Consider the following 23035-nt stretch of genomic DNA (forward strand, 5'->3'; position numbering starts at 1 on the left):
TGGGCAATGATTCACAGCGCAGGGTCTTAAAGAACACCGGCTTTTTTCCAACTCAAATACTGCGTCACCAGTTCCGCGCCCAGTTCCGCAGGCCGGACATCCAGCACCGGCACTCCATGAGCACTCAACCGCTCATGGAGTTCGGCCCTGGCGTTCAAGTAGTCCACCGTGCCGCAGTAGGCGAGGGCTTCGTCCAGGGTTTGCACCGGCATTTGTCGCACCGTGTCGAGCATCTCTTCGTGCAAACTCGCCACCAGCACTCGGTGTTGTTTACCCATGCGTTTAACCGCACTCAACAGTTCTTCGTCGTCTTCATCTCGCAGGTTGGTCACCAGCACCACCAGCGCCCGGCGTTTTTGTCGGGCGAGTAACTGGCTGGCGGCGGCTTGGTAATCAGCGGGGCGTTGGGTGCTGTTGAGGTCGTAGACGGTGTTGAGCAGTACCTTGAGTTGATCGGTGCCTTTGACCGGGGCGAGGTAATGCGCTCGGTCGCTGGCGAAGGTACTCAGGCCAACCGCATCGCCTTGGCGCAGGGCTACGTAGCTGAGCAACAGGCAGGCATTCAGTGCGTGATCGAAATGGGCGAGTTCGCCATCCTGGCTGCGCATGCGGCGGCCACAGTCGAGCATGAAGATGATCTGCTGATCGCGCTCGTCCTGATACTCGCGAGCAATCGGCGTGCGTTGTCGGGCAGTGGCTTTCCAGTCGATCTGGCGCAGGCTGTCGCCTTCACGGAACTCACGCAGTTGATGAAACTCCAGACCCAGGCCGCGACGTTGCCGCTGGCGCACGCCAAGCTGGCTGAGCCAGTTGTCCACCGCCAACAGTTGGCCGCCGTAGAGACGGGCGAAGTCCGGGTAGACGCGGGTATTGTCGACCACGTTGAGCAGGCGTTTGCCGGACCACAATCCCAAAGGGCTCGGCAGGCTGATTTCGCACTGTTCGAAAGTGAAGTGACCGCGCTTCAGAGGGCGCAGACGATAGCCGATCTGGCTGTGCTGGCCGGGCTGCAATTCGACCGACAGGGGCAGGTATTCGAAGCTCAGGCCTTCCGGTACATGGTCGAAAATCTGTACGGTCAGTGGTTGTGCAAAATCATGCTCGATCTCCAGTCGCACTTCACCCCATCGACCGAGTGCGAGGCTACCGGGCATTTGTCGTTGGAGGCGGGGCGAGGGCAGTCGTTTGAGACGGATGCCGTCGAGTATCGCCAAGGCCAGCAGTGCCAGCAGCAATCCCCAATTGATCGACAACAGGCTCGAGGGAACCGCGAATTCCAATGCCCGCAACGCGCCCAGCACGATGCCGATGGCTAGCAACAAGGCGAGCCAGATCAACAGCAGGCGCGAGGGTTTCACAAACGTGGCGCCGGCACTTGATCGAGCAGTTGCTTGAGCACTTGATCGACGTCCAGCCCTTCGATGTCCAGCTCCGGCGCAATCCGCACGCGATGGCGCAGCACCGCCAGGGCGCAGCCTTTGATGTCATCCGGGATCACGAACTCGCCACCGCGCAACAAGGCTCGTGCCCGAGCGCAACGCACCAGGGCAATGGAGGCCCGTGGCCCGGCGCCGAGGGTCAGGCCCGGCCAGGAGCGGGTGGTGCGGGCCAGGCGCACAGCATAGTCGAGCACCTGATCGTCCAGCGGCAGATCACTGGCGATGCGCTGCAAGGCCAGCACATCCTTGGCTTGCAGGACGGTGCGCAGCGGTTGCACATCAAGCATGTCGGCCCGGGTCGAGCGGCTGACCTGGCGGACCATGTTCAGCTCCTGATCGGCGTCGGGGTAGTCCATGCGCACCTTGAGCATGAAGCGATCAAGCTCGGCTTCCGGCAGCGGGTAAGTGCCTTCCTGTTCGATGGGGTTTTGTGTGGCGAGCACCATGAACGGTTGCACGATGGGCAGGGCGCGGCCTTCGAGCGTGACTTGCCGTTCCTGCATGGCTTCGAGCAGCGCGGCCTGAGTTTTCGCCGGGGCGCGGTTGATCTCGTCGGCTAGCAAAAGGTTAGTGAACAACGGACCTTTGCGCAGTTTGAACTGCTCGGTTTGCAGGTCGTACACCGCATGCCCGGTGACGTCGCTGGGCATCAGGTCCGGGGTGAACTGGATACGTGCGAACTCGCCGCCGAAACAGCGGGCGAGGGCGCGTACCAACAATGTCTTGCCCAGCCCCGGAACGCCTTCGAGCAGTACGTGGCCACCGGCGATCAGCGCGGTGAGGACGTCGTCGATCACGGTGTTCTGGCCGATCACGGCTTTTTGCAGTTCAGTTCTGACTGCTTGGGCCAACTGGCTGGCGCGCTGGCGTTGCTGCGCGGCGTGGCTCAGTGCGCCGGGCTCGATCTGTTCACTCGTTGCTTCTGGAGCCTTGTTAACAGTTACATGTGTTTTATCTTCCATAAATCAGTCACTTACCTAATCTAACTTTTTTTCACGTTTTTTTACGCGTGGAACGAGTGAGTGACTGCCAATCTGCCTCATTGCAATCCATGGCAACCCCTCCTTTGAGCGTTCGTCAGAGGTGGAGGTTAGTCTATGACGGTCAGAGGGCACGCGATTTCAGAATCGATTACATAACCGAAGAAAATCTAGTTTAACTGGTCGAGCTTTCGTGCATGAAATCCACTTGGGTGCGCTTGGGTTTGAAGGTGTTGATCCTGCTGCAACGGGTCTTCCGGCCTACCATCCGGCGATCTTGCTAGAGATCTATCCTCGGGCATGCTTGTCTCGACCACAGCAAGCCGTATCTAACTGTTGACATCGAGGTTATCCGCCGCGCTTTCGAGCTTGCACTGGCATAGTGACATCGGTAACTCTATCCGCTAGTCAGCATTAATATGGAAATTCCGCTCTACACCACTGCACTTTGCTATGACTGTTGGAGGCAGCATTGATTAATTCAGACGATCCATCACCAACGCTCACTCCGACCGAATTTGAGCAGCACGTGCGTGCCATGCTGGATGCGATGGGGCATAAGGTGCTTGATTACAGATCGGAGCATCAGGAGCTGATCCAAGGTGTAGATGGTGAATAGGAGGTTGACGTTTCCGCAAGATTTTCAGCGTTTGGTATGGACTTTTTAGTGCTTGTGGAATGCAAACATTACAAAAGCGCGATCAAGCGTGAAACGCTGCAAATATTGCATGACAGGATGCGTTCAATAGGTGCTCAAAAAGGAGCGCTGTTCACAACATCGGGTTTTCAATCCGGCGCTTTGGAATACGCCAAAAAGCACGGCATAGCCACGGTCAAGATTGTGGACGGCAAAAGTACCTATATGACCAAGTCATTTGATAATACACATCTACAACTCCCTGTAGGTACCGCACTGGTAGCAGGATGGTTAGTGAACGGCAACAACCTGTCTTTGGTGTCTGCGGACTACGGCGAGGCACTGGAACGTTTTTTTTTCAGCTCACAACCCGATCCACTGAGTTAACGGAAAATCCGCTGCACCATCAGCCCGCCAATGTCGCGGGCTTTGGCAGTACCAGGGTGCGGTTTTCGCATCCTCACATAACGGGGTGACCACATGAGTCAAAGACAAGAGGAAGGTCTTCTCTGACAGACGCACACGCTGCCTGCTCAGCGAAGCCCGCATCCGGCGGTAGCCATAGCAGCGATGATTGAGCTCGAAAATGTCCGCCATGGCACGACGCACTTCGGTGTACTTTTCCGCGACCTGCATTCGGGCTCGATGATAGAAATAGGAGCTTCGGGCTAAGCCCAGCGCTTCAAGCAGCTCTGACAAGGGGTATGTCTGTCTTAGGGCATCAGCCAGCAATGTCTTCTCCCGATTGGTCAGGACTTGCCCGTTGATGCCCATCTCTTTTTTTATGAGTTCATTCGCCTTCATCAACAGGTCGTGCTCAAGTTGTAGACGGCGCACGTCGAGCCGAAGAGATTCAAGTTGCCGCTCCAACTCTTCTCGCTCCGGTGACGATGGAGTTTTTTGTCGGCGTTTCATGGATGCGGATGCCTCTAGGCCGAGTAGCTGATTTTTCCAGTTGTACAAGGTCGGCCTGCACACGCCCAGCTTTTGAGCGACGGCGTTCGCACTTTCTTGTCGCGTGCACAGCGCGATGACAGCAGCCTGCTTCATCGCTGGCGGGCGTGCTAGCCCGCCAGATCGACTAACGACGCGCGTGTGCAGTTCGGGGTGCAATTTGTAAATCCAGGCACGCAACGAATCCCGTGCCGGGTAGCCCAAAGCCTTGATGGTGGAGGCGATGCAGCGCCCGTGGTCAAGATAGTACCCGACAGCCTTTTCCCTTTGGGCCAGTGAGTACTTCGGCTTGAAGATCACGTAGCCACGCGACAGGTCGAGGCATCGCTCGTACTCTTCATGCCAACTCTTCAGAGAGTTCTTCGTCGGGTAGCCCAACTGACGAATAGTTGCCCCGGTGTGCTTCCCCAGTTTGATGTAGAGCTTGACCGCTCTGATGCGGTCTTCGTATGAATACATGAACTACCTCCAGGTAGTCCAAGATTTCTACCGCACCCCCAACACGCAGATCTCCAGGGGTGGTGATTGTTTGTCACACCGCCCATCCAGCCACTCAAATCATTCACTTCGCTCGCAGGGTCTGCTCGATGATTTCGACAAATGCCTTGACCAGCGGGCTGCGCTCCCGTTTGCGCGTCAATACCAGCAAGGGTGCGGTGGCTCCGGGTTCGGCCAAGGGCCGATAGGTCACGCCGCGCTTGACCAGGGTCTGGGTGCACTGGGGCACCACGGCGACGCCACGGCCTGCGGCGACCAGGGCGATGATCGAGGTTATCTGCTTGCCCTTCGGCGCGGGCAGCGGTATCAGCGCCTGGCGCCGATATAGCGCCTCGATGATCTCGTTCAATCCGGAACCGTAGTCGGTCGGGAAGGCGATCAACGGGTAGGCGCTCAGCTCTGCGAGTGTCACCTGTTCTTGCCGGGCGAGCGGGCTGTCACTGGCAATGGCCGCGACCAGCGGCTCGTTGTCCAGGCAGATGGCTTGAATCTCGGCATCTTCGGCGGGCGGCTGCATACGACTCATGCCGATATCCAGACGTCCCTCGATGAGCTGCGACCATTGGGTGCTGGACGCGCCTTCTTCCACGGTCAGTTGCACATCCGGATACGCCGAGCAGAAGGCCTGAATGGTCTGGCTGAAGATGTCCGACAGCGCAATCGAACTGGCGTAGCCCACCGCCAGATGACCAGCGGAACCCGCCGCCAGCTTGCTGGTAATGCTCGCCGTCAGATCGACTTGCTCCAGCACCGCCCGGGCGTAGGGCAGAAAGTGCCGGCCCTCGGAGGTGAGCGTGACGTTGCGGGTGCTGCGATCGAACAGGCGAAAGCCCAGTTCCGCCTCCAGTGCCGAAATCTGCCGCGTCAGTGGCGGCTGGGCAATGTGCAGGCGTGCCGCGGCACGGCCAAAGTGCAACTCTTCGCTGACGATCAGGAAGTAGCGCAGGCGGCGGAGGTCAATCATCGTCATCCTTGAGGTATCAATCGGTCTGAAATAGGTATTGGATCCTTTCGACGGCCTATCTTATAAATTTGTTTAAAAATATTACAAATAATCTTGGGAATCATCGCGTGAGTTGTCCTCGAGTTGCCTTGTTTCTGGCTGGGTGCGCCGCTTTTATCAACCTTTATGCCACTCAAGGGCTGCTCAACGAGTTGGCCGCGGCGTTTCACATTTCCGCCAGGCAAGCGAGCTGGAGCATCACCGTCACCACCCTGGCCGTGGCAATCACCGCCCCCTTTGTCGGCCGGTTGACTGCGTGGGGCGAGCAGCACCGGGTCATCGCCGTGGCCGCGATATCGCTGGCACTGCCTGCGGTGATGGCGGCCTGCTCGGGCAGTTTCAGCGAGCTGCTGCTCTGGCGAGCGGTGCAAGGCATGCTGATTCCGGTGGTGTTTGCCACCAGCGTTGCCTACATCGGCGTGCGCTGGAGCGGCGGGGCCGTGACGGAAATGACCAGCCTGTATATCGCCGGTACGGTTCTGGGCGGCTTTAGCGGACGCTTTTTGTCCGGCCTGGTGACCGAGTTCGATGATTGGCGCCTGGCGCTGGCAGTGCTGGCCGGCTTGAATCTGATCATCGGTCTGGGGATTTTCCTGCTGTTGCCGCGCAACCTTCGGTCACCCGTACAAACGCCTGCCGATCGCCAGGCAATGCGCAGCGAATTGCTAAGCAGGCCGTTGCTGGTCACCTACGCCGTGGGTTTCTGCGTGCTGTTCGCCCAGGTCGCGATGTTTACCTATGTCGGCTTACACCTGAGTCGGGCGCCGTTTGCGCTGGGCACCGCTGCGCTCGGTTCGATTTATGCGGTGTTCCTGCTGGCACTGGTGGTGGTGCCGATCGCCGGGCGCATGAGCAAGGCCCGGCCTCGAAGTGAATTGGTGAGGGTGGCGGCATGGCTGGGCGTCAGCGGCTCGGTGCTGACCCTGTGGCCATCGTTGTGGCTGATCGTTGTCGGTCTGGCGCTCAGTTGCACCGGCGTGTTCCTCGCCCAGTCCGCGGCCAATGCCTTTATCACCGCCCATGCCCGGCAAAACAAGGCCGGCGCCGTGGGCGTGTATCTGACCTGCTACTACCTGGGCGGCAGCTTCGGCGCCTTTGTGCCTGGCGTGCTGTGGGAGCAATGGGGCTGGCCTGGCTGTATCGCGTTGATCGCGGTTTTCCAGTTGCTGCCGCTGCTGATCGTGCGGGGGGGTTGGAAGTATTCCCCATTGCCGTCATCGCCGCTCCCGCGCCCGTGAATGTGCCTGAAATCATCATCCAACAAGGAAAAAAGTGAGATGACCGTGAATAACCTGCTGACGCTGCAAAGCCAGTTGTTGAGCGTGATAGAGCCGGTGCTGGAGCTGATGCCGGTCGGGGTTCTGAAGCAAGCGTTGGTGGATGCGTTTCGCAGCCAGGAATCGGAACTGCTGGACATCGAAAGTACGTTCCAGACGCTCACCTCGCGCCGCCATGCTGCGCCGCAGTTGCGCAAGTTCTTTGGCAGTTGGTCGAAAACCAACAACTCGGCCGCCAGTGTGTCCGGCTTGGCCAACCGCATCACGCTGCTGGCGCGCTCCGAGCAGTGGGGCGACGTGGCGCAACGGCTCTACCGGGTCTGCGGCAGCCTGCAACGGATCACCGACGAGGACCTCGGCGCACTGAGCAACACGCTGCATTCCGAGCTTTTTTACAACATGGCAACGCCGATCTGCGGTGACGATCAGTGGCTGCTGAAAGACAACTGCCTGCCGTCGGCGCAGGCCTTCAAGGACTGGACGGACGCGCGACGCCTGCGTGACCGCGACCTGTTGCAGGGGCTGTTGGTCACCCTGGTTCACGAGGTCTACACCCACGGTGAAGTGGAGTTCATTCATCCGCTGTTCAAGCAATGGTTCGAACGCGACATGGGCGTGCCGCCCGCGAAGGTACGGGCCACTGTTGCCTGGGTCACCGTGCACACCGGCGGCACTGAAAGCAATCACTTCGCCCACGCGGTTACAGCGGTCGAGGAGTTCGTCGATGTCATGGGCATCGCGGTGGTCAAGTCCGCCGCCCGGGAAATCTTCGGCCAATACCTGCAGCGCAAGGCTGCGGTGATGCGTGAGTGCGGCCAATACCTGGGCTGACAGACAACGACCTGAACAGCGCTTGGGAAAGTATCAATAACGACGGAATCGGTATTGGCCTTTACTTCAGGTTTTTCTCAAGATACTGAAGCTCCGGATCCGGCGTGGATTTGATGTACCTGAAGTTGGAGATTTACAAACTATGGAAGATTGCAAGGAAAGCCGTATGCAGCTCATTGTTTTTTGCCCGCCGAAAATTCTTCTCCAGCACTCTGCCGCGAACTGGTCTGCCGCGCTTGGCCAGGGAGGCATGCTGTTGAGCTGCGCCTCGCGATCTCAAGACATTGCGGCGCATCTGGGCCATACCGTCCGCTTCCAGCTCTTCGACAACTTTAACGACAGCGCGCTGGTCGAGATCGATGTCTATGAGCTTGCACGGGAGCTCCATGCGCCGCTGTGTGTGGCGCTTGCCGAGATCGATGTGCTGCGGGTGGCGCGCATCAATGATCGGCTCGGGATTACGCTGGATGCCGAGGATCGAGCCTCGTTTTACCGGGACAAGTTCCTGATGAAGCAACGCGCCAGGGACTGCGGGTTTGCCATCGCCGAAATGGCATCGATCAGCAATGCCACGGAAGCGGTTCGCTTCAGCGAGCGCTTTGGTTTCCCGGTGGTCATCAAGCCTCGCGATGGCCGCGGCTCGAACGGCGTGGAGGTGCTCGACGACGCGCAGCAGCTGCGGGAATGGCTGGCCGGGCGCACTTCAAGCACGTTCCACAACCTGATGATCGAGAGCTATGTACGTGGCAGCCATTACATCGTCAATGGCCTGTACATCGATGGCCGTCCGATCCTGGTTTCACCGGTTCGGGTCATGACCTCGGCTCTGGATTTTCTCGGCGGCAAATCACATGACCTGCACATGCTCGACGCCGACAACCCGATGCGCGACAGGCTGGTTCGCTATGCGCGTTCGCTGGTCGAAGATGTGCTGCCATCCGATCCGACCATGCTGTTTCATCTCGAACTTTTCGTGGATGGAAATGACGAGATCGTCCTCTGCGAAATCGCCTCGCGGTTGGGTGGGGTGTTCTTCAATCAGGAGCTGACCCACGCCTGGGGCATTGATCCGCGGATGAGCTTCCTGCGCGCGCTGCATGATCCGTTCTACCGCCCTGAGCCAATGGCCGCGCCGCTGCGGATGGTCGGGCATATCAGCATCCCGCCGCGGGTCGGTCTGCTGCGCGACGTCCCGCAAACCTGCCCGCTCTACGGTGTCCTGGAGTACCGAATTTCCGCCAGGAAGATGACCTCCTATGGCGGCATGGAATTCACCAACTCGGAAATCCTCAACGCCATCGTGGCAGGCCAGGATGAGGCCGAGTTGCGCGACAAGCTGCATCAGGTCGAAGCCTGGTTCCACGAGAGTTGCGACTGGTCGGGCAGCGAAATCGCCGCCGTGATATAGACCTTACCGCACACCCTTTCGACATTAATTGAGCTGACCTTCCTGAGCTGGACGGAATCGTCACGCCTGCAGAAAAGTGGATATCCAATGACGACTGTGTTCGAAAGCCTTATCCCGATTCCCGTGGCGGCCCTGGGCGCATGGCTCGGTTACATGACCGGGCTTCCGCTTGGTGAGCTGATCGGCGCGATCTGCCTGGTCACGGCGCTCAGCAAAATTGGCGTGCGAATGCGCATGCCGTATCCGTTCGTGGCCACCGTGCAGTTGCTGCTCGGGGTCAGTGTCGGCTCCATCGTCACCGCCTCGATGATGCATGAGTTGACGGATTTCAGCATTCTGGTCGGTTTGCTCATCTGCATGACCACGCAGATTTTCGTCGGCTACAACTGGCTGCGGCGCATGGAGCGCTGGGGGCATATAGAAAGCCTGCTCGGGTCCATTCCCGGCGCAATGGCGGCGGTGATGACGGTCTCGGGAGAGGAGGGCCCGGCCTCCGGGCGCATTGCGTTCGTGCACATTGTCCGTTTACTCGCGCTGTTGCTGGTGGTGACGATCATTGCCGGTGGGCACTCCGAAAGCGCGGCGCCGGTGCTGGGCTCGTTTGATGATTACCTTGGCGTGATCCCTCCGGCGATCGCGGCTGTGGTCGCCGGTTATCTGCTGGAGCGCTTCGATGTTCCCGCGCCTTACATGTTGACCGGGCTGATTTGCTCCGCCGCGGTCAACGTCGGTTTTCCTCAAGTCCATCTGCATGTTCCCGATCCGCTGGCAATCGTTGCGCTGATCTTACTCGGCGGCCTGATCGGCATTCGCCTCAAGGACATCACGCTCAAGGATTTCGTGCGCTACATCCGCGCCGGTCTGGTGGTCACCGCCCTGACGTTCTGCACGACACTGCTGGTTGCCTTCGCGTTCAGCAAGCTGACCGGCAAGCCGTTCCTTTCGCTGTTCATGTCGTGGGTTCCTGGCGGTGTTGAGGTGATGACCGCAGCGGCTTTGCTGCTCAAGCTCGATCCTGCCTTCGTGATGCTCAATCACGTGGTGCGGATGTCGATCATCCATATTTCGCCGGCGTTCCTGCCCAAACGGCTGCTGCAGGAAAACCCGCAGCCAGAACAGTAATTGCTGCAAAAAACTTCGAATGACAAGGATTTGATCTCGATGAGTATTGCTATTCACGACCCAACGCTGCGCGACGGAAATCATGCTGTCTCCCATTCGCTGAGCCTGGAGGATATTGCCTCCTACTGCCAGGCTGTCGATGGCTGCGGCCTCAGCGTTGTAGAAGTCGGCCACGGAAATGGCCTGGGTGCGTCCTCCCTGCAACTCGGACTTGCGCGCTACAAAGACAGCGAGATGCTCGAAACGGCGCGAGCCAACCTGACGCATTCCAGACTCGGCATCCATATGATTCCCGGGTTTGCCAGGCTGAGCGACATCGATACCGCACTGCAGATCGGCGTCGACGTGCTGCGCATCGCGTCCCATTGCACCGAGGCCAGCCTGACTGAGAGCTACATCGAACATGCGCGGGCCAAGGGCGCGTACGTCCAGGGCGTGCTGATGATGACCCACATGGCCAGCCCCGAGACGCTGCTCGAAGAAGCATTGAAGCAGCAGGGCTATGGCGCCAATGCCCTGGTTCTGATGGATTCGGCGGGTCACTTTGACCCGGACAGCACCCGCGAAAAGATCGGCCTGCTGGTCAGGGAGCTCGCCATTCCCGTGGGTTTCCATGGCCACAACAATCTTGGCCTGGCGGTCGCCAACTCGCTGGCTGCCGCCCAGGCCGGGGCGACCATCATTGACGGCTGCATGCGCGGATTCGGCGCGGGTGCCGGCAATACCCAGCTGGAGGTGCTGTGCGCGGTGCTCGAGCGCTACAAGTTCGAGACCGGGGTGAAGGTCTTTGACCTTTGCCGCGCCGTCGAGAGCCTTGAGGATTTCGCGCCGGTCAGGACTCCCACGGTGGTGAAGACTGCCAATCTGATCAGCGGCCTCTACGGCGTTTGCAGCGGGTTCGAGAAGCACGTCGCGCGCGCGGCGGCGGAATTTCGCGTCGAGCCGCGAAAAATCTATGAAGAGCTTGCGCGATGCAACGCCGTGGCCGGCCAGGAAGACCTGATCATCTCGGTGGCCAGCCGCCTTTCTCAACCCGTCGTCGCCTGACTCTGGAGCTGGAAAAATGACTTTGAAAACCGCCATCATCGGCAGTGGCAATATCGGCTGCGACATCCTGTGCAAGGTGCTCGCCCATCCGGATCTGGATTGCACGCTGGTTGCCGGTCGCTCCCTGCACTCATCCGGCCTTACGTTCGCCCGTGAGCGCGGGGTCGCCACCACTGCGGACGGCATCGAAGGCCTGTTTGCCCGGATCAACGAATTTGATCTGGTGTTCGATGCCACCTCGGCGGCCGACCATGAAGCCCACGCACTGCGCCTGATCGAGGCCGGGAAAGCGATCATCAACCTGACCCCGGCCTCTCTGGGCGCGTTGTGCGTGCCGTCCCTCAACGGCGTGGAGCTGACCGAGGCGAGCAATATCAACATGATCACCTGTGGTGGCCAGGCTTCCATCCCGCTTGCGGCCGCGATCGCCCGGGCTAATCCGGGCGTGCGCTACATCGAAGTGGTGTCCTCGATCAGCGCCGAAAGCGCCGGCCCGGCCACTCGGCGAAACCTGAGCAACTACATCACTACCACCGAGAATGCGCTGAGCCATTTCACCGGCTGCAAGGACGTCAAGGCGATCCTCAATATCAATCCGGCCAAGCCGAATGTCTTTATGCAGACCGCGGTTTCGGCGCTGATCGAGACGGTTGATCTGGCCGCCACCCGCCGTGAAGTGGAACGTGCCGTGACCCAGGTACAGTCTGCCGTGCCTGGGTATCAGGTGATCGTCGATCTGCATTACAGCGAGGGACGTTTGTTCACCATGGTACGCGTTGAGGGGGCAGGGGACTTTCTCGATCCAAGCGCCGGCAACCTCGATATCATCACTGCGACCGCAACCCACATGGCCGCGCTCATGGCCCGAGGCCGCGTGACCGAACGCGCAGCCTGACTCAGCGTAACGGAGAGACTTTTATGCCTACTCTTTCGCCAGATCTCGAATTTGCACGGTTTTGCCCGATCCTGGGCGTCGTTCAGAAGGTAAGGGAAACGCTGCATCCTGTGATCGATCTCGGTGTCGGTGTGCCGGGTTTTCTTCCGGCGCCGCATATCGTCGAGGCGGCCGTCAAGGCTGCCTGCGAGCACACCGGCGGGTATGGCTCGAGCCGCGGAGATGAAGCGCTGCTGGCGGCGTATCTGGGTTACCTGCACGGACAGGGGTTCACCCACTATCGCGAGCAGAATCTGGTGGCCGGCCTCGGCGCCAAGCACCTGTTGTTCAGTGTGCTACGCGCGATCATCCGCCCCGGCGACGAGATCCTCGTGTCCACCCCTTGCTGGCCGACCTATTTCGACATTGCCGATCTGGTCGGAGCGGGCGTGGTCAACGTCACCTGCTCGGCGCAAACCGATTTCAAGATGACGGCGCAAGCCCTTGAAGATGCCTTGTCCGACGAGGTACGGGTGGTCATGCTGAACTCGCCGGGCAACCCTACCGGCGCCGTGTATTCCGCCGAGGAACTCGCTGCGTTGGCAGAGGTGCTGCGTAAAAAGGATGTCTGGATCATTTCCGATGACGTCTATCAGCGATTCGTCTACGACATGGATAGCTGCCCCAGTCTGCTTTCGGTTGCACCGGATCTGAGTGACCGCATCATCAAGATCGATAGCGTATCCAAGCTCTATGGGATGCCGGGCTGGCGGGTCGGGCTGTTGGCGGCCAATGAACGGATTGCCGCGGCAGTCACCACGCTCAATTCTAACTCGATCTCGAATATCCCACCGATCCCGGCGGCTGCGGCAGGGGCGGCCTTCAGCGGTGACCAGGCATTCTCCTACGCAGCAAGAGACCGCTTGTACAGCCAACGCCAGGCATTGCTCGCCGACTTGCAGGGAGCGCCACACCTGAGGTTCTGCCAACCATCGGGGGCGTTTTATCTGTTCATGGATATCAGCCATACCCTGGGCAAATCCCTGCATGGCAGATTGATCGCCGATGACGAGGCATTTTGCGCCTTGCTGCTGGAGGAATACGGCGTCGCGCTGATTCCCGGCAGCTTTTTTGGTGCGCCGGGTCATGCGCGATTGTCGTACTCCGGCGATGCCGAGCAGGTCAGGTCCGGGGCCGCGCGCTTGAGAGAGTTCCTGTCTGCCATTTCGTGATACCGGTCTGACAAGGGCGAGGTTTGGCGACGCTGGAGTGTCCTGAATCGGATATCCGCGAGCTGCTCTGCGTTCTTCTGGAAGGGGGAGTGGCTGGCTACGCCACGTCTGCTGCCGGGCCGAAACACACGTAAGGGAAGCGGTTTAATATAAGGAAATACCTTGATGAAAAATGCCTTTGCAATCGTAGGCTGCGGCGCGACGGCTATCGCATTCCTGCAACGTCACCTGGATCGAGTCGCTGCATGCAACGCACCGGCCGGGATCATTTACATCTTCGAAAAACGCGAAGACTTCGGGCGCGGCGCGGCTTATGAGGCTGATCTGCAGAGCAACATCCTCAATACCAAGACAGGTTTCATTACGCCCTATCCGCATCTCCCTGGTCATTTCCAGCGCTGGTTGGAGGACCATCCCGCGGCGTGGCGGCATGCCTTTCCCGAGTTTCGTCCGACCCAGGAGAGCTTTGCTCCGCGGGCCTTGTTCGGCGTTTACCTGCAGGACCAGATCAAGAAGATCGTATTGCGTGGCGCCTCGCTCGGCTGCCAATTGGTGCTGATGAATGCCGAGGTCTGCGCTATCGATCTGATTGACGGAATGGAGACCGTGCGGACGCGATGCGGGCTGAGTATCGCCACGCACAAGGTCTTGCTGTTCTGCGGGCCGTTGGCCAAGAAAATTGATCCCGACAAGCACGACGAGCGCGTCCTGGCGACACCCTATCCGGTTGCGCGCCTGCTGAAGACAATTTCTCCGGGCGAGCGGGTGGCCGTAATCGGTGCGCGGTTGAGCGCCATCGACACGGTGATCGCGCTGATTGAAGGCGGGCATCGCGAGTTGATTCGCATGCATTCGCGTAGCGGCTATTTCCCCGTGGTTCGCGGAACCCAGGAGCGCGTCGAGCTCAAGCACCTGACCCGCGAGGGTGTTCGCGCGCTGGTCGCGCAAAACGGGCCGTTGCAGATCAGTGATCTGGTCGCACTGTTTCGCAAGGAACTGGCCGCCCACGACCCGGCCTCGACGAGTGCTGTGATCCCTCTGCCAGCACCGCCGGCCGACGTCATTAGCTTCATCGAGAACGAGATCAATGTCTCGCAAGCTCCGCGTATCTGGCAGGCCATCCTCTATGCAACCAACGGCTTCATCGAACACCTTTGGCAGGCACTGGACGACACTGCACAAGCCAGGTTCATGAGAGAGTATTTTAGCTTCTTCATGGCTTACCGCGTCTCCATCCCGGCGGAAAACGCGCGCAAGATCCTCGGTTACCTGCGAAGCGGCCAGCTGGAGTTCGTCCCCGGTGCGTTCGCCGCGCCCGAGCCAGTTGATGTGCCGGGACTGAGCATTCGCGGGGCTGGCTGGGAGCATGTCTATGATCGGGTGATCTACGCAACTGGCTTTCCTCGAGATGCGAACCTCATTGAGTCGACCTTGCTGGGCTCGCTGATCAAGAACGGCACGGCCACCTGTCATCCTATGGGTGGCATCTGCGTCGACCCGGATACCTACCGCATTCAGGGCCGGACGGGCTCGGCACGGCAGATTTATGCGGTCGGCGAGCTAACCGTGGGGCAGTTCTTCTTCACCTCTGCGCTAGAAATCAACGGGCGACACGCCTTCTGTTGCGCGGACGCGATGCAATGGCGCGAAGAAAAGCACAGGGTTGAGCGCGTGGAAGAGCATGTCTGAAAAACAGAGGCGCAGCAGTCGTGAGTGGCCTGATGCGGGAACTGGCGTTAGTCATCAAACAACCGGGATCACACGCGTACAAACAGGCGACAGTCGAGCGGCCTGACATTCCGAACGTCTTGAATCGAGAGTTTGATGTGCCGGCAAATGAATTCGGCAACTACCAGATCAAGGCGCCTCTCTCGCTGGGTGTACAGCCAGGGCCACATAAGCGAAGGATTATCCTGAGGAAGGCCAGGAGCTACCGCGGAAAACCTGCACTGGCAGCTGCATGTTGCTTCAGTATTTTCCGACTCTACCTCAAGCTACGCCCTTCGCGATTTAGCCGTTCATTGCTGTTCATGAGACCAAGTCATGCTGGGGTGTTAAATAGATATCATCGGTGTGTCTACGCTTAAGCTCTGTGTGGCGCTAGTCGCGCGAATCTCACAGTGATCACATGAACTCTCAGAACATCGTGCTCAGTGACGATGAACTGATTGAACTGAGTAGGCGCATAAGATCAGTCAGCGTGACGGTCGTCGGGAGCGGGTAATTTTGCTAGCCACTTGAGGTTGTTCTCGTAACGAGATTGCCCAGTTGACCGGTCTCTCCGTTGTTTCAGTCACCCGCTGGTGCAAGCGTTTTCAAGAGCTGCGTCTACAAGGCCTGGTAGATCTGCCCGGACGAGGTCGCAAGCCATCCCTGCTGGCCGAAGCGTTGAAACAGCTCCTTGAGCAAGTCACTCAGCTGCGTATTGGTCAGCCTCGCTGGAGCTGTCGAAGCATGGCGCGAGTCGCCGGTATCTCACCGGCCAGCGTCCAGCGTATATGGGCCGCCAACGACCAAGGGAAAATGTCATGCCGATTAAGCCTTACGAGGTAGATAGGGCAATAGCAGATCGGTTTCGGTTTTCACCACGGCGTAGCATTCGCAGCTAAGTTGCTCCAGAAGGGCTCGTTCACCTCGATAGTACTCGATCACACCGAGGCGTTGCAGTTTACCTGCAGCTTCGGTAACTCCCTCGCGACGCACACCCAGCATGTTGGCGATCAGCTCTTGGGTCATTGTCAACTGATTGCTGGGCAGACGATCAAGAGAGAGCAGGAGCCAGCGACACAGCTGCTGATCGATAGAATGATGGCGATTGCACACCGCCGTCTGGGCCATCTGAGTGATTAGTGCCTGGGTATAGCGCAGTGAATCAGCCCCTGCTCACCGCAGACTTGAGCAACACTCAGATTTTGCCCTCGGATCATCTTTACAACTTCCAGCTTGAAGCTGTCGTCGAATACTTTGCGTTTGTCGGTCATGGAGAACTCCTCAATAGGTGTATTTTCCACCTATCGGGGTGTCCGGGGAAATTAGACCACTGCAAACCTTGCCGCCACTGGCGTCGACGTGCGCAAGAAAGTTTGTTTCGCGCCTTACGACGCGTAACTCATAGGTGAAGGGCAGGCGTTTCACCCACCCCTCCTTGAGGGCGTACTTGTAGAACTTGCAGATGTAAGTCAAGCGCTGGCGAGTGGTGTTCCGTGCCAGTTTGCACGTTGTCAGGCAATAGTCCCGATAGGCTGCCACCAGACTCTTCGCCTCGCCACGATCAACGTCGCGCCAGTCCAACTCATGGGCTTGGAGGAAGCTGAAGAAATCGTAAAGAGCGCGCCCAGTACTGGGCCAGGAACGATTAGACCCGATCTCCCCGCGTAGCAGGTAATGGCGAAAGAACTGATTGGCGGGGACGCAACTCTCCATCGAATCCCACAGAAGAATGGGGAACCCCGGGTAGGGTTGCCCAGCAATCACAAAATCTTGAGTAGCCCTCACAAGCTCCATCTGCCATCCCCTGCACTGACCAGACACCCAATCCCTTTTGTCTGCTTAAACAGATTCAGGGCCATTAGATCGCCCCTTAATCACCAGCTCTGGCTATGAGGTGGTAAGGGGCTATTTCTAATATAGTGGGAATCTAACGTTTGCAAGGTGTCAGATCATAAGGCGTTCCTCAAGGTTTGCAGGTGGGCGACCTGACGGCTGAATTCAGCGCTGGACTGCCGCTGCTTCGGTCGCGGGCTCATGGCCTGGCTGATAGCGCGTGTGGGTTGGCCGGTAAGGCGTGCGAGCACCAGCCATTGTTCGGCAACGCCGAGTTGTTCGAAACCGGGATGACGGCGCCGCACACGACGCAAGATGTCGTGCTGCAAGGCTTGCACCAGGTGCTGCTGACCGTTTCTGCGCAGCATGAAATCGGCGCTGGCGCGCAAGTGTTCCTGAAGTTGGCGGCGGGCTCTCGGGGCCGGTTCCAGCAGCGGACCCTGGCGCACGCCGACGTGCCAGACGCCAAGACCGATCAGGGCAAAAAGGGCGACCAATGCTTGAGGGAAATAGCGCAGAAGCAAGGTCAGCAGACTGTCGTGATCGGTGTTGAACAGCAGGGTCACGTTCGTGTCCGCGGTCAGGTACCAGAGCAGCCAGGCGTTGTCGTACTGGTCGATGGCCGGGGTTTTCCACAGGTCGGCGTCGGTGACCACGGTGATCGACCCGAGCCCGTGATTGAGCTGCATCATGTGCGTGGCTTTGCCGCTGTTGGCCCAGGCTTGCGCGAGGTTTTTCGGGTCGTCGAGATGGAATGCGGTATCAAAACCGGCGTAGGCCGGCGCGTTTTCGTCTTCCAGATACAGCTTGGTCAGCTTGGGGTAAGGATCGTCGTCGATAGCGGGCGGCGGGTCCTTGAGGTCTTTGCTCAGCGACTGGTGCAGCTGCACCCGGTCGAGCAACAGGTCATTGCTTTGGTCGGTCTTTTCATCCCACAGCGACTGGGCAACAAACAAAAGACGTCCGCCGGCCCGGGTCCAGTTCAGCACCTGATGGATCTGGCGCGGGGTCATGTTGTACCGATCCCCGAGCAATAACAGACTGTGCTGATGCGGCTCAAGGGTGGGCAGAATGTCGAGGCTGTTGGCGTGGCTGACGGTCAGGTTCTGTTTGCGCAGAAAATGCTCGGCAGCGAGGTAAGGATTGGCCTGGGCTTCGGGCGAGGGACCGTGATCGATGTCTGCCTGATAGGGCGTCGCCTTGACGTACAGATAAACACTCAGCGCGATCAATATCACGGCGATGAACACGCCGACCGCCAGCCAGCGTTGCCGGTTCAACGCAACACTCCCGGGCCGAACAGGGCTCGCCAGCCATCACAGAGTTCCTGTTGCAAATGCGCGGGCGGCAGGCGATGCCCGTAGGCCATGTTCTGCCAGTGCCCGGTCAGGTTTTTACTGAAGGCCAGCAAGGCAGGTTGTTGCAATTGTTCTATGCGCTCCAGCACCTGGCCCTCGGTGTCGGCGGGTTTCAGCGCCATGTTGAAATCGTGCAGCAAGTGGCTGAGCAGACCGCGATAGAGCAACCCGAGGGCCTCGCGAGGGTGGGTTTGCCAGAGGCGTTCGGCGCTGGCGGCGATGTCGGCGGGCAGGGTTTCGCGGTTGAGGTCCAGGCCGAAAGCCTGTTGCGGTAACGGCCGCGCGACCTTGCTGTTCAAGGCCGGTCGACGGCTGACGAAGGCTTGCAACCAGTCACGGTAATGCCAGATCAATAAACCAATGGCACCGATCACGACACCCCACAACACAACTTCAATCAGCGTGGCCGCTGCGCCGAAGCGTTGGTTGTCCAGAAGCTTGAGCAGCGCCTCCAGCCATTCGGGTGCTTGGCCATCGTCCACCGTATCGGTGGCGGGGTTGTCCTCGCCAAACCGATAGCGCGTGACCGATTCCTTGTTCTTGAACGGAGGCTGATCGAGGATCGCCTTGATGCTGTCCCGGGACGCCTGACTGGTCAGTGGCTGGTCTAGCAGGCGTGGGCTGTCGGGTGAAATGACTGGCTCTGCGGCCCAGATGGTTTGCGCGGTCGGCATCAGCAGGAACGCCGCCAGCAGCAGGGTGACGGCGGCGCTGGTCAAGCGTTGGCGCATGCGGCGGAACACCAGCTCGATATCCCAGGCCTCCAGCACCGTGCGCCGATTCAGATAAAGGCTGAAGCCGCAGGCGACATAAACCGGTTCCCAGACAATGAGCACCAGTGCGTAAAAGGCGTTGGTCAGGTGTTCCAGCCATCGCCAGTCCTGTGTGGCGGCGGTAATCAAGGTCTGCCAGCTCCAGTCGAGTTCGACCTGTTGCGGCAAGAACATATAGAACAGCACCATCAGGCCGATCCATAACGCGCTTTCCAGGTGTACACCGATGATGGTCAGCCACCGCGCGGCACCGGCGTTGCGCTGCAACAGCACCTGCAAGCGCTGTTGTCGCGCTTGCCCACTCAGCCCTTCGAGTTGCACCACCTGCATCAGGAAACTGCGACTCAGGCTCAGGCGCCGCCAAGTCAGACTCACCAGCAGTTGCGGTTGGAGCAGTCGCGGAAATTGGCGCAGCGCCTGCTTGAGCGTGGGCGTTTCGCCAAACATGGCTTTGGACAGTATGTACAGCGGCAGGCGGTCGAACGCCGGTTTCAGCCACCAGAAGATGAACACGGCGAGGGAGGGCGAATCCCACAGCACCCAGCTGAGCAGGGCGAAAACCGGCAAGGTCACGATGGCCCAACTGGTCATCAGCAGGCGCCGGTGTCGCTGGCTCAGCAGGACGCCCAGGTCCATGGCTTCCCAGGTCGTGCGCGGGCGGATCACTACCGTGGCGTCACTCAGGCGCATGGCGGGTCCGTCCGGCAAACAGCAGATAAACCGCCACCAACAACCAGAGCGCTGCACCGACCAGGTACTTGGTCATTGGCGCGACCCCGATCGTGGACGACCAGTAAGCTTCGATAAACGCCGCAATCAGCAGAAACAGCATGACCCCGCAAATCAGCAGCACGCTCTTGCGTGCCGCCAATCGCAGGGCCTCGGAGCGGGGCAGGCGTCCCGGCGCGATTAATGCCCAACCCAGTTGCAGGCCGGCGGCACCGGCCAGGGCGATAGCACTCAGTTCGAAGGCGCCGTGGCCAACCACGAATGACCAGAAGGTTTGCCCGTAGCCGATGTGCGTCAGGTGCCCGGCCACCGCGCCGATCATCAAGCCGTTGAAGAACAGGAAAAACGCGCTGCCCAAGCCAAACAGCACACCGCTGGCGAAGGTCTGAAAGGCGATGCCGATGTTGTGCATGATGTAGTAACCGAACATCACCCAGTCTTCACTGGCCGCCCGTTCCGCCGAACGCCCCAGGTGACCGGCCTCGGGGTCGTACATGCCTTGCATCTCGCTGACCTGCTCGGCCGGGATCAGGTTGTAGACCAGGTCGGGGAACAGATACACCAGCAGTGCGATGCCGATCAGGCTGCCAAAAAACATCAGGCCGGCGGCGAGCACGAAGCGCCACTGTTCGCGCACCAGTCGCGGGAAGTCAGCCAGGATGAAGCTCAGCACGTTGGCACCCAATCGACTGCGGTGGCGATAAAGCTGTTGATGTCCGCGCAGGACCTGTTGCTGCAATGAGTCGATCAGAAAACTGCTGTAACCACGTTCCTGGGCCAGCGCCAGGTGTTGGCAGAGACGACGATAATCGCTTGGAAAACGGGCGACTCGTTCGGCTTCCTTGCCTTGCTCCAGCTGTTCAAGCACGAGGGTAAATTGCTCCCATTCGGCCTTGTGGCGAGTTTCGAAAAGGCTTTGCTTCATGTCGGGCCCAACAAACCGCGGGCGATGCCATTGAGTTCGTCCACGGCCCCTGGCGCCGACACCTGCAACGGTTGCGCGAGTATGGCCGCCAGCTCTTTGACCCGTGCTTCAGAGAGTTCACCCTGACGTTCGGCAAACCCGAGGATGGCGCGTTGTTCGGTCAACGTCAGCGCAAAGGCCGGGCGCCGGGGCTGGACGGCGGGCAGCTGTGGTCGGGCGAGCGGCTGTTCGCGGTAGATCACCAGCGTGCCGGCAGCCAGATCGCCGAGGCGCTTGAAGGTAGGATGTTGCAGGCAACTGATGGCCCCGAGGAAATAGCCGAACGGCAGCATGTCGACAAATCGCAGCAGGTTGCGCAGCAGCGAAGCAGACCAGCCGATCGGCGTGCCATCGTCCTGCACCACCCGCAGGCCCATCCACTGCTTGCCGGGCGAACGCCCCTGATTGAGCACTTCGAACAGCACCATGTACCACCAGCTCACCACGAACAACAGAATCGAGCCGAGCCCTGCACCGAGTTTCCCGAGGAACGCCAGGACGATGAACAGCAGGCCGACGATCAACCCGCGCAGCCCGAGATCGATGAAGAACGCCAGCGCACGAACCATCAACCCGGCCGGGTGCAGTGGCAGGTCGATGCCTTCCGGCGTTTCGACTTGATACCGCGTGTCCAGTGGCGGGGACAGCGTCGCTTTCCTTGGCAGTGCTGTGGTCTCGAGCATGGGCAACCTTGATGTGGCCTGTTCGGGATTCGATGTCCGTCCGATGCTAGCAGCCTCTCGGGGGAAAACGACATAACTATGTATTGCACGGTAAGTGGCCAGAGGTGATTGAATGACGAGATTGCTGGCCGGGGCGGGATGTGAACGCCTAGACTTCGCCGATCTTCAGTTCAGGAATAGCCCGTGACCTCTATCTTCTGGTACGACTATGAAACCACTGGCATCAACCCCCGTTGCGACCGCCCGCTCCAAATGGCGGGGATTCGCACTGACTTCGATCTCAATGAAATAGACGAGCCGGTCAACCTTTACTGCCAGCCCAGTGAAGACATCCTGCCCCATCCGGCGGCCTGTGCGATCACGGGTATTACGCCCGGTCGACTGGCCGAGCAAGGCCTGAGCGAAGCCGATTTCATGACCCGGGTGCATGCCCAACTCGCTGCGCCCGGCACGTGCGGGGCGGGGTACAACACGTTGCGTTTCGACGACGAGATGACTCGTTACAGTCTTTACCGAAACTTTTTTGACCCGTACGCGCGTGAGTGGCAGGGCGGTAATAGCCGCTGGGACCTGATCGATGTGGTGCGTGCAGCCTATGCCTTGCGCCCTGACGGCCTCGTTTGGCCTACGGACGAAGAGGGGCGGATAACGCTGAAACTCGAACGCCTGACCGCCGCCAATGGCATTGATCACGGAAATGCTCACGAAGCGCTTTCGGACGTTCGCGCCACCATCGCCCTGGCGCGACTGATCCGGGAAAAGCAGCCGAAGTTGTATGACTGGTTGTTTCAGTTGCGCGGGAAACAAAAGGTGATGGATCAGATTCGGCTGTTGCAGCCGATGGTGCACATCTCCGGGCGCTTTTCAGCGGCGCGCAATTATGTCGGTGTGGTGCTGCCTTTGGCCTGGCACCCGCGAAACAAGAACGCCTTGATTGTCTGTGACCTGCACCTGGACCCTCAGGGCTTGCTCGATCTTGATGCCGACACCTTGCGCCAACGGCTGTATACCCGCCGCGATGACTTGGCCGAGGGCGAGTTGCCGGTGCCGCTCAAACTTATCCACATCAATAAATGCCCTGTGGTGGCGCCGGTGTCGGTACTTCGCTCTGAAGATCAGCAACGTTTGGGGCTGGATATGTCGCTCTACCATGAGCGCGCGCTGCGGCTAAGTGACGCACAAACAGTTTGGCGAGATAAAGTTCAGGCGATTTACGCCAGCGAAGATTTCACCCCGAGCCAAGACCCTGAGCAACAGTTATACGATGGTTTTATCGGTGATCGGGATCGGCGTCTTTGTGAGCAAGTCAGGTCTGCCGACCCTGCTCAATTGGCGCAACAACAATGGCCTTTCGATGATGAACGACTACCTGAATTATTGTTTCGATATCGCGCACGCAACTTCCCCGATACGCTGAGTTTCGAAGAGCAAGAGCGCTGGCGAATATTCTGTCAGCAACGTTTGTCAGCCCCCGAGTGGGGGGCGCCAAATACGCTGGAAACTTTTGTAGAGGCCGCAGCTCAATGGAGCATTACGGCTACATCGTTTCAGCGAGAGGTGCTGAATGAATGGCAGAATTATGTCGAGGGATTACGCAAACGTTTGAATCTTTGAAATCGAAAATGTTCGGGTGTTGAATGCCGGGCATAAAAAAACGCCAGCAGATGCTGGCGTTCTTTTTTG

Annotated in this window: 19 protein-coding genes and 5 pseudogenes; 13 read left to right on the top strand and 11 right to left on the bottom strand. The window is 59.2% G+C overall.

Going from position 1 to position 23035, the window contains the following annotated elements; genetic code table 11:
* Nucleotides 1-26: 26 nt before the first annotated feature.
* Together FQ187_RS03460 and FQ187_RS03465 are read right to left on the bottom strand one after the other, a co-directional pair.
* Nucleotides 27-1358 carry a DUF58 domain-containing protein gene (locus FQ187_RS03460; protein WP_149628414.1) on the bottom strand — a complete coding sequence of 444 codons (1332 nt, stop codon included), beginning with the start codon at nt 1356-1358 and terminating at the stop codon, nt 27-29.
* A complete protein-coding gene (locus FQ187_RS03465; protein ID WP_149628415.1) occupies nt 1355-2401 on the bottom strand; it encodes a MoxR family ATPase in 1047 nt (348 codons plus the stop codon). The genes FQ187_RS03460 and FQ187_RS03465 overlap by 4 nt, the downstream gene beginning before the upstream one ends.
* A gap of 490 nt (nt 2402-2891) precedes the next feature.
* Between FQ187_RS03465 and FQ187_RS29895 the strand changes: the two genes are divergently transcribed.
* Both FQ187_RS29895 and FQ187_RS03480 read left to right on the top strand, forming a co-directional pair.
* Complete coding sequence (locus FQ187_RS29895; RefSeq protein WP_178122666.1) at nt 2892-3038, top strand: hypothetical protein; 147 nt, start codon at nt 2892-2894, stop codon at nt 3036-3038.
* A gap of 15 nt (nt 3039-3053) precedes the next feature.
* Nucleotides 3054-3443 (top strand): annotated as a pseudogene (locus FQ187_RS03480) (restriction endonuclease); the annotation flags it as partial.
* Nucleotides 3444-3560: 117 nt separating this feature from the next.
* On the opposite strand, the pseudogene FQ187_RS03485 reads toward FQ187_RS03480, so the two are convergent.
* A pseudogene (locus FQ187_RS03485) lies at nt 3561-4469 on the bottom strand (IS3 family transposase); the annotation flags it as partial.
* Nucleotides 4470-4572: 103 nt separating this feature from the next.
* Nucleotides 4573-5472 carry a LysR family transcriptional regulator gene (locus tag FQ187_RS03490; protein WP_149628417.1) on the bottom strand — a complete coding sequence of 300 codons (900 nt, stop codon included), beginning with the start codon at nt 5470-5472 and terminating at the stop codon, nt 4573-4575.
* Between the two features lie 107 nt (nt 5473-5579).
* Between FQ187_RS03490 and FQ187_RS03495 the strand changes: the two genes are divergently transcribed.
* The 10 genes and pseudogenes from FQ187_RS03495 to FQ187_RS03540 all read left to right on the top strand — a co-directional run.
* A complete protein-coding gene (locus tag FQ187_RS03495) occupies nt 5580-6749 on the top strand; it encodes an MFS transporter (RefSeq protein WP_256667270.1) in 1170 nt (389 codons plus the stop codon).
* Between the two features lie 39 nt (nt 6750-6788).
* Entirely contained in the window at nt 6789-7619 is an 831-nt protein-coding gene (locus FQ187_RS03500; protein ID WP_149628418.1) for a hypothetical protein, read from the top strand.
* A gap of 142 nt (nt 7620-7761) precedes the next feature.
* Nucleotides 7762-9027 carry an acetyl-CoA carboxylase biotin carboxylase subunit family protein gene (locus tag FQ187_RS03505; RefSeq protein ID WP_256667271.1) on the top strand — a complete coding sequence of 422 codons (1266 nt, stop codon included), beginning with the start codon at nt 7762-7764 and terminating at the stop codon, nt 9025-9027.
* Between the two features lie 87 nt (nt 9028-9114).
* On the top strand, nt 9115-10149 hold the full coding sequence (locus FQ187_RS03510; protein WP_149628419.1) for an AbrB family transcriptional regulator: 1035 nt from the start codon (nt 9115-9117) through the stop codon (nt 10147-10149).
* Between the two features lie 39 nt (nt 10150-10188).
* Entirely contained in the window at nt 10189-11196 is a 1008-nt protein-coding gene (gene dmpG, locus FQ187_RS03515) for a 4-hydroxy-2-oxovalerate aldolase (RefSeq protein WP_149628420.1), read from the top strand.
* A gap of 16 nt (nt 11197-11212) precedes the next feature.
* On the top strand, nt 11213-12091 hold the full coding sequence (locus tag FQ187_RS03520; protein ID WP_149628421.1) for an acetaldehyde dehydrogenase (acetylating): 879 nt from the start codon (nt 11213-11215) through the stop codon (nt 12089-12091).
* A gap of 23 nt (nt 12092-12114) precedes the next feature.
* Nucleotides 12115-13302 (top strand): aminotransferase class I/II-fold pyridoxal phosphate-dependent enzyme, encoded by a 1188-nt coding sequence (locus tag FQ187_RS03525; protein WP_149628422.1) that lies wholly within the window; start codon nt 12115-12117, stop codon nt 13300-13302.
* Between the two features lie 165 nt (nt 13303-13467).
* Nucleotides 13468-14991 carry an FAD/NAD(P)-binding protein gene (locus FQ187_RS03530; RefSeq protein ID WP_149628423.1) on the top strand — a complete coding sequence of 508 codons (1524 nt, stop codon included), beginning with the start codon at nt 13468-13470 and terminating at the stop codon, nt 14989-14991.
* A gap of 20 nt (nt 14992-15011) precedes the next feature.
* A pseudogene (locus tag FQ187_RS30805) lies at nt 15012-15137 on the top strand (IS3 family transposase); the annotation flags it as partial.
* 293 nt (nt 15138-15430) lie between these two features.
* A pseudogene (locus FQ187_RS03540) lies at nt 15431-15816 on the top strand (helix-turn-helix domain-containing protein); the annotation flags it as partial.
* Between the two features lie 21 nt (nt 15817-15837).
* Here FQ187_RS03540 and FQ187_RS03545 read toward each other — a convergent pair.
* The 7 genes and pseudogenes from FQ187_RS03545 to FQ187_RS03575 all read right to left on the bottom strand — a co-directional run.
* Nucleotides 15838-16170 (bottom strand): annotated as a pseudogene (locus tag FQ187_RS03545) (Crp/Fnr family transcriptional regulator); the annotation flags it as partial.
* A complete protein-coding gene (locus FQ187_RS03550; protein ID WP_149628424.1) occupies nt 16149-16283 on the bottom strand; it encodes a transposase in 135 nt (44 codons plus the stop codon). The gene FQ187_RS03550 and the pseudogene FQ187_RS03545, both read right to left, overlap by 22 nt.
* Nucleotides 16284-16293: 10 nt before the next feature.
* Nucleotides 16294-16806 carry a phage integrase SAM-like domain-containing protein gene (locus tag FQ187_RS03555; protein WP_256667272.1) on the bottom strand — a complete coding sequence of 171 codons (513 nt, stop codon included), beginning with the start codon at nt 16804-16806 and terminating at the stop codon, nt 16294-16296.
* Nucleotides 16807-16961: 155 nt separating this feature from the next.
* A complete protein-coding gene (locus tag FQ187_RS03560; protein WP_149628425.1) occupies nt 16962-18125 on the bottom strand; it encodes a DUF4350 domain-containing protein in 1164 nt (387 codons plus the stop codon).
* Nucleotides 18122-19666 carry a DUF4129 domain-containing protein gene (locus FQ187_RS03565; protein ID WP_149628426.1) on the bottom strand — a complete coding sequence of 515 codons (1545 nt, stop codon included), beginning with the start codon at nt 19664-19666 and terminating at the stop codon, nt 18122-18124. The genes FQ187_RS03560 and FQ187_RS03565 overlap by 4 nt, the downstream gene beginning before the upstream one ends.
* A complete protein-coding gene (locus FQ187_RS03570) occupies nt 19653-20630 on the bottom strand; it encodes a stage II sporulation protein M (RefSeq protein ID WP_149628427.1) in 978 nt (325 codons plus the stop codon). Before FQ187_RS03570 ends, FQ187_RS03565 begins: the two co-directional genes overlap by 14 nt.
* Nucleotides 20627-21352, bottom strand: a complete 726-nt coding sequence (locus FQ187_RS03575; RefSeq protein ID WP_149628428.1) for an RDD family protein — start codon at nt 21350-21352, stop codon at nt 20627-20629. Before FQ187_RS03575 ends, FQ187_RS03570 begins: the two co-directional genes overlap by 4 nt.
* A gap of 183 nt (nt 21353-21535) precedes the next feature.
* On the opposite strand from FQ187_RS03575, the gene sbcB reads away from it, so the two are divergent.
* Nucleotides 21536-22966 carry an exodeoxyribonuclease I gene (gene sbcB, locus FQ187_RS03580; protein WP_149628429.1) on the top strand — a complete coding sequence of 477 codons (1431 nt, stop codon included), beginning with the start codon at nt 21536-21538 and terminating at the stop codon, nt 22964-22966.
* Nucleotides 22967-23035: the final 69 nt, after the last annotated feature.

The organism is Pseudomonas sp. ANT_J28, from assembly GCF_008370005.1.
GTDB classification, from domain to species: domain Bacteria; phylum Pseudomonadota; class Gammaproteobacteria; order Pseudomonadales; family Pseudomonadaceae; genus Aquipseudomonas; species Aquipseudomonas frigoris.

Excerpts from the sequence above, each read along its gene's own strand:
- FQ187_RS03465 (WP_149628415.1), bottom strand. The coding sequence starts at position 2,401 with ATGGAAGATAAAACACATGTAACTGTTAACAAGGCTCCAGAAGCAACG.
- FQ187_RS03490 (WP_149628417.1), bottom strand. The coding sequence starts at position 5,472 with ATGATTGACCTCCGCCGCCTGCGCTACTTCCTGATCGTCAGCGAAGAG.
- FQ187_RS03500 (WP_149628418.1), top strand. The coding sequence starts at position 6,789 with ATGACCGTGAATAACCTGCTGACGCTGCAAAGCCAGTTGTTGAGCGTG.
- FQ187_RS03505 (WP_256667271.1), top strand. The coding sequence starts at position 7,762 with ATGGAAGATTGCAAGGAAAGCCGTATGCAGCTCATTGTTTTTTGCCCG.
- FQ187_RS03510 (WP_149628419.1), top strand. The coding sequence starts at position 9,115 with ATGACGACTGTGTTCGAAAGCCTTATCCCGATTCCCGTGGCGGCCCTG.
- dmpG (WP_149628420.1), top strand. The coding sequence starts at position 10,189 with ATGAGTATTGCTATTCACGACCCAACGCTGCGCGACGGAAATCATGCT.
- FQ187_RS03520 (WP_149628421.1), top strand. The coding sequence starts at position 11,213 with ATGACTTTGAAAACCGCCATCATCGGCAGTGGCAATATCGGCTGCGAC.
- FQ187_RS03525 (WP_149628422.1), top strand. The coding sequence starts at position 12,115 with ATGCCTACTCTTTCGCCAGATCTCGAATTTGCACGGTTTTGCCCGATC.
- FQ187_RS03530 (WP_149628423.1), top strand. The coding sequence starts at position 13,468 with ATGAAAAATGCCTTTGCAATCGTAGGCTGCGGCGCGACGGCTATCGCA.
- FQ187_RS03550 (WP_149628424.1), bottom strand. The coding sequence starts at position 16,283 with ATGACCGACAAACGCAAAGTATTCGACGACAGCTTCAAGCTGGAAGTT.
- FQ187_RS03555 (WP_256667272.1), bottom strand. The coding sequence starts at position 16,806 with ATGGAGCTTGTGAGGGCTACTCAAGATTTTGTGATTGCTGGGCAACCC.
- FQ187_RS03565 (WP_149628426.1), bottom strand. The coding sequence starts at position 19,666 with ATGCGCCTGAGTGACGCCACGGTAGTGATCCGCCCGCGCACGACCTGG.
- FQ187_RS03570 (WP_149628427.1), bottom strand. The coding sequence starts at position 20,630 with ATGAAGCAAAGCCTTTTCGAAACTCGCCACAAGGCCGAATGGGAGCAA.
- FQ187_RS03575 (WP_149628428.1), bottom strand. The coding sequence starts at position 21,352 with ATGCTCGAGACCACAGCACTGCCAAGGAAAGCGACGCTGTCCCCGCCA.